Raw genomic sequence first — 5,423 nt, forward strand, 5'->3', positions numbered from 1 at the left:
AAACTTGATCTCCCAAAAGCAAAGCAACTTTTAACAGAGGCAGGTTATCCGGATGGTTTTGAGGCCAGTATTTTTGCCGGTGCCTCTCCTTATCCTTTTGCTTTGCCTATTGCTCAGTCCCTCCAAGACAATGCAAAAAAGGTGGGGGTGCGTTTTAAAATTGAACGTTTCGTAGGCACGCAGTTATTTTCAAAACTATCTGCACGTACTTTTGATACGATTTTTTTCGGATGGAATAATGATTCTGCGGATCCCCATACAATGGCTTCACGCCTTATTTACAATCCTGATAATCGGTTTGAGGCTAAAAATACAGGCTATGCGAGTTGGTGCCATGGGTATTTGGATGAAACTATGAATCAAAAGGTTCAAGATGCGTTGTTTCAAAAAGATCCAAAAAAACGGGCGCAAATGTATGCTGATTTGCAACGTGAATTTATGCAGAAAGGACCTTATGCTTTTATCTATCAGACGTATCACACGATAGCGATGACACCTGATGTTAAAAAATGGGTTTGGAATAGTGCACCACGTATTTTTTATAGTGCAATTGAAAAATAAGAAGGATCAGGTTTATAAAATATAAAAAACATGATCATGATATATTTGATGTATTGCAAAGCTCTTTAACACTTTGCAATACGTTGAATTTTATCGGGAATGGATTTCTATGTTGTGTAGAGAATTTTATTTCAGGAATTCTTATAAAAGATGTGTTTGTGTGAATGTTAAGATTGAATATTTAAACTTCTATTGATACAATTTTCGAATGAAATAATAACTCTAGATATCCCCATAAAACGGCTTCGAGTTTTTTTACAACCCTGATAATCGATTTGAAATTAAAAATATAAACTACTCTAGCCGGTGTTATGGGTATTTTGATGAAGCTATAAATCAAAAGTTTAAAGATGTGTTGTTTCAAAAAGATTCACAGAAACGGGCGTAAAGAATTGAAAAATGGTAAGTTTGTTTAGTGAAAAAACAGGTGTAACAAATGTGGCAGAATTCACTGTTTCCGAAATAGCAGGGGCCCTAAAGCGTGTTGTTGAAGAAAAGTTTGGTTATGTACGGGTACGTGGGGAGATATCAGGTTACCGTGGTACCCATGCATCGGGACATGCTTATTTTGCTTTAAAAGATGATAAGGCACGGTTGGAAGCTGTTATTTGGCGTGGAATGATGGAAAAGCTCAAATTTCCTCCTGAAGAAGGGATGGAAGTGATTGCTGTTGGTAAACTTACGACGTATCCAGGATCATCGAAATATCAAATTGTCATTGAGGCTCTTGAACCAACAGGGATTGGTGCTTTGATGACACTCCTTGAAAATCGTAAGAAAAAGTTTTTAGAAGAAGGCTTGTTTGATGAAGCTAAGAAAAAAACTTTGCCTTATATGCCTCGAACTATAGGCGTTGTAACATCACCAACAGGTGCTGTTATTCGTGATATTATTCACCGTATATCCGATCGTTTTCCGTTGCATATTTTGGTTTGGCCTGTACGTGTTCAGGGGGAAACAAGTGGGAAAGAAGTGGCTGTTGCTGTTGAAGGTTTTAATGCGTTGCCTTTAGGAGGAGTTGTTCCTAAGCCTGATCTTATTATTGTTGCACGGGGAGGGGGAAGTTTAGAAGATTTGTGGGGGTTTAATGACGAAGCTGTTGTTCGTGCTGTTTATGAATCTTCTCTTCCTGTTATTTCTGCTGTTGGGCATGAAACGGACTGGACCTTGATTGATTATGTGGCTGATTGGCGTGCTCCAACTCCCACCGCCGCAGCAGAACGGGCTGTTCCTGTTAAGCTTGATCTTGAGGTGCTGGTGGCATCGCTTGCTGCACGTTTGCGCAAGGGACTAGCGCGTTATTTGGATTTTTATCGACAAAAATTGCGAGCTACTCTACGAGCTCTTCCGACTGCCGATCAACTTTTTGCTCTACCACGGCGTGGTTTGGATGAAACTTCAAGTCGATTGCAGCGTGCTCTTTGTGTGAGCTACGATAAAAAACGTTTTTCTTTTCATGCACTTGGTGTGCGTCTTTCACCGCGTTTGTTAAATAGTGAAAAAGCACAACGCAATACAAAGGAATATACGGCACGTCTTCAGCGTGCTTTTGTGCGTAGTGTGGAAAAACAACGTGCTGGGTTAGAGGTAGTATCTAGGCTTTTAAAAAGCACTTCATATCAGAATATTTTGGAGCGCGGTTTTGTTTTGGCTTTGGGGAAAGAGAATAAGCCCATTAAACGCTTGGCTCAGTTTCCTGAAATGGGGCACATAAATTTACGTTTTTTTGATGGAGATATCAGTGTTGCAACACAAGAGCCTATTTCCGCTAAACGTTCAAAACACAAGCAAATAAAGTCGCCTAGCGATGATCAAGGAATGCTCTTTTAATACGGGGGTTAATGCCATGCTTGCGGAAGGTCTTCTTAAGGGAGTGGATGGAAAAGTTCGTTGCGCATGGGCTGGAACGGATCCACTTTATTGTGCTTATCATGATACCGAATGGGGAAAGCCTATTTTTGAGGATATTCGTTTGTTTGAGAAAATTTGTCTTGAAGGTTTCCAAGCGGGACTTTCTTGGTTTACAATTTTAAAAAAACGCTTTTTTTTTCGCATTGCATTTGATCACTTTGACTTTGAAAAGATTGTTCATTATGATGAGCTAAAGGTGCAAATGTTAATGCAGAATAAAGACATTGTTCGCCATCAAGGAAAAATTCAATCAGTGCTTAATAACGCATTGAGAGCACAAGAAATTATAACAGAGTGGGGAAGTTTGTCCCACTATTTTTGGTCTTTTCAGCCACCACCATCAGAGCGTTATGAAAAAATAGATTTTCAAACACTGTTGGCTAATCCTATGACACCTGCTTCTCTTCGTCTTTCTCAAGACTTGAAGAAACGTGGCTGGACATTCGTTGGTCCCACAATTTGTTATGCTTTTATGCAGTCCGTAGGGATTGTTAATGATCATCTTGAAGGATGTTTTTGTCGATAAATTGGCAAACTGTCTTTTGTAGGAGTAATGATCAATAGAATAATAATTGAATTATTTAATAAATGTATAGATTATACAATTTCACTGTATAAGATAATTGAAATATACAAACTATACAATATTAATGATTTTCTACTGTTGTTGGCACTAAAAACGATAAAGGTATAATTTTGAGGATGAAAAAACAGACGCCAAAAGGAGTGATACCTTAACTGTTATGTATCTGAAGTGAGATAATGGTAATATCTTGTATGTTTTAAAGAAACATTTAGTACACCAAAACCCATTTCGCGGTGGCGCCTGTGAATGGTACAACGGTAAATCCATTGAGCACCTCCATCTTTACGCTTATGAAGGAGCAAATCGGCACCATCACACACTTTACTAGCTCTCAATGTTGTGCAACAGTCTTTGGCATTTGTAATGGTTGAGAAGAGTTTTTTTTATTTCTGTTAATGACATGACCGTTATAATTAATGAATATTTTATTCATGCTTATTGACGAATGCAAAGTGGTTTTTAGATGGGGTGCTGTTGTTGCATTGTTTTTCTTTGCTTGTATGACTGTCGGTTTATTTATATGTAGGTCGAGTGCTCAATGCTTACCTAGGTAATAAAAATAAAATACAGCGATGAAAAATTGAAGTTAAATGATTCAAGCTGCTTGTGTTGGGTTTTATTATCTGATAGCTTTCCTCTATTAGTAGAGTGATCTTGCCGCGTGTGCGCTCCAATTTTTTGGAAGATGATTAAGCTCATGCAGGCTTGTATCCACTACATTACTTCGTTGAATCTCTGTATGTTTCCGCTGGAAACGAGAGTTCTGTTGCTGTATGTTGTTTTATGCTCTATTTTTATAGTGGCAAAGCAATGATGCACACTAAAGTTTAGAAGGGTTTATATTCGTTATGTCTTTAGGGGGGAAGCGTCTAATGAATTTTGTTTTTATCAATGGGGGAATGCATTTTAGTGTGTATTCTTTTATTGTAAGCTTTATTTCTCAAAAGATAAAGCGTGGAAGGAATGATTCTTCTCATTTTTCCTTTATCTTTGTTAACGCGTTTGGTTTTGTTGGTAAAAACGTAAAACTTTTGACACTTATTTTTCAAAAGATTAAGCAGCTTTTTGTGGGGGATAGCGTTTTAGAAAAGATATTTTCTTATGTCTTTCTGCTGTTCCAGTGCCGTTTTTGTCATGTAGTAAAGATGCGCCGCATCTTGAAACTGAGTGTTTGAGGGGGATGACTATTTTTAAAGTTTGCATATTTTATTTTAAATATCGCCTAAAGGAATAGAATAATGAATTCATAAATTTTGCGTAATGATTTTTTTAAAACTCACTATTTTTTGGGGCGACAAGGCTTATTGATGATTAATAGGGAACTGATATAGTGCATTATCATATGCAAAGAAAGGTTATGAGAAGAATGTAATACTGGTTAGCAAAACATATATTGCATGTTCGCTATGGTTTATTGAGACGTAAGTCAATGAATTTATCAAGTAGATGACTCTGTGTAGGTGATTAAAAATATAAGCGATTAGAACGTATTTATTCAATGTTATAATTATAAATTTGCTATATTATTTCAGCGTCATTAATTGATAAAAAATAAATAAAGGGAAAAGTTTATGAACTTGAAGAAAACAATATTGAAAAGTAGCAGCTCTCTTGTTGCTGCTCTTATGGCTTTGGGGGTAGTTGTACAACAGGTTTCAGCAAAAACACCGGCTAATACCCTTGTGATGGCTTGGAATCTTGATGCAATCAGTACGTTTGATCCCGCCCAAAGCAATGATGTTTATGCAAGTGAAATTATTTACAATATTTGTGATAACTTGGTGAGTACTGCGACAGATGATCCTGCTAAAATAGTTCCTGCTTTAGCAACGCATTGGGATGTTTCAGGTGATGATCACAGTACGGTGATTACTTTTCATTTGCGTGATGGTTTGAAGTTTAATGATGGCAGATCAGCCAATGCCAATGATCTTGTTTGGGGTATGAAGCGGATTGTCAAATTGAAGATGGGTAATGCGGCAATTTTTAATGAATATGGAATTACAGAACAAAATGTTGATGATGCTTTGCAAGCTCCTGATAAGAAAACAGTTGTGATGAAATTTGATAAGCCTTATCCAGCAGAGCTTATTCTTAATAATATTGTTGCGAGTCGTGCAACAGCTTTGCTTGATCGTAAGACGATTATGAAACACGAAAAAGATGGCGATTTTGGAAATCAGTATTTGAAGAGTCATGCTGCTTGTGTTGGTCCTTATCAGTTAAAAAGTTGGCGCCCTAGAGAAGCTCTTTTGTTGCGTGCAAGCTCTCACTATTGGGGACAAGCACCTAAACTGAAGCAGATTTTAATTCGCCATGTTGCAGAGCCCGGAACACAACGCTTGTTGTTGCAAAAACATGATAT

The 5,423-nt window shown here is 37.4% G+C and carries 4 protein-coding genes and 1 pseudogene; 4 read left to right on the top strand and 1 reads right to left on the bottom strand.

The genetic code is table 11. From position 1 onward, the window contains the following. The 3 genes from ACFILA_RS08980 to ACFILA_RS08990 form a co-directional block, all read left to right on the top strand. A partial coding sequence (locus tag ACFILA_RS08980) for an ABC transporter substrate-binding protein (protein ID WP_375661060.1) occupies positions 1–561 on the top strand: 561 nt, incomplete at its 5' end. Between the two features lie 399 nt (positions 562–960). Beyond that, positions 961–2,391, top strand: coding sequence for an exodeoxyribonuclease VII large subunit (xseA, locus tag ACFILA_RS08985; RefSeq protein WP_375661061.1), 1,431 nt, complete (start codon positions 961–963; stop codon positions 2,389–2,391). Further along, positions 2,369–2,998 carry a DNA-3-methyladenine glycosylase I gene (locus ACFILA_RS08990; protein WP_375643710.1) on the top strand — a complete coding sequence of 210 codons (630 nt, stop codon included), beginning with the start codon at positions 2,369–2,371 and terminating at the stop codon, positions 2,996–2,998. Before xseA ends, ACFILA_RS08990 begins: the two co-directional genes overlap by 23 nt. A 245-nt stretch (positions 2,999–3,243) precedes the next feature. Here ACFILA_RS08990 and ACFILA_RS08995 read toward each other — a convergent pair. Then, positions 3,244–3,423 (bottom strand): annotated as a pseudogene (locus ACFILA_RS08995) (integrase); the annotation flags it as partial. Between the two features lie 1,206 nt (positions 3,424–4,629). Between ACFILA_RS08995 and ACFILA_RS09000 the strand changes: the two are divergent. After that, a partial coding sequence (locus tag ACFILA_RS09000; protein WP_375661062.1) for an ABC transporter substrate-binding protein occupies positions 4,630–5,423 on the top strand: 794 nt, incomplete at its 3' end.

The sequence above is a fragment of the Bartonella sp. CL71SXKL genome (assembly GCF_042194935.1).
Classification (GTDB): domain Bacteria; phylum Pseudomonadota; class Alphaproteobacteria; order Rhizobiales; family Rhizobiaceae; genus Bartonella.

What these genes read in the sequence shown, in the direction of transcription:
- ACFILA_RS08990 (WP_375643710.1), top strand. Translation starts at nt 2,369, where the DNA reads ATGATCAAGGAATGCTCTTTTAATACGGGGGTTAATGCCATGCTTGCG.
- xseA (WP_375661061.1), top strand. Translation starts at nt 961, where the DNA reads ATGGTAAGTTTGTTTAGTGAAAAAACAGGTGTAACAAATGTGGCAGAA.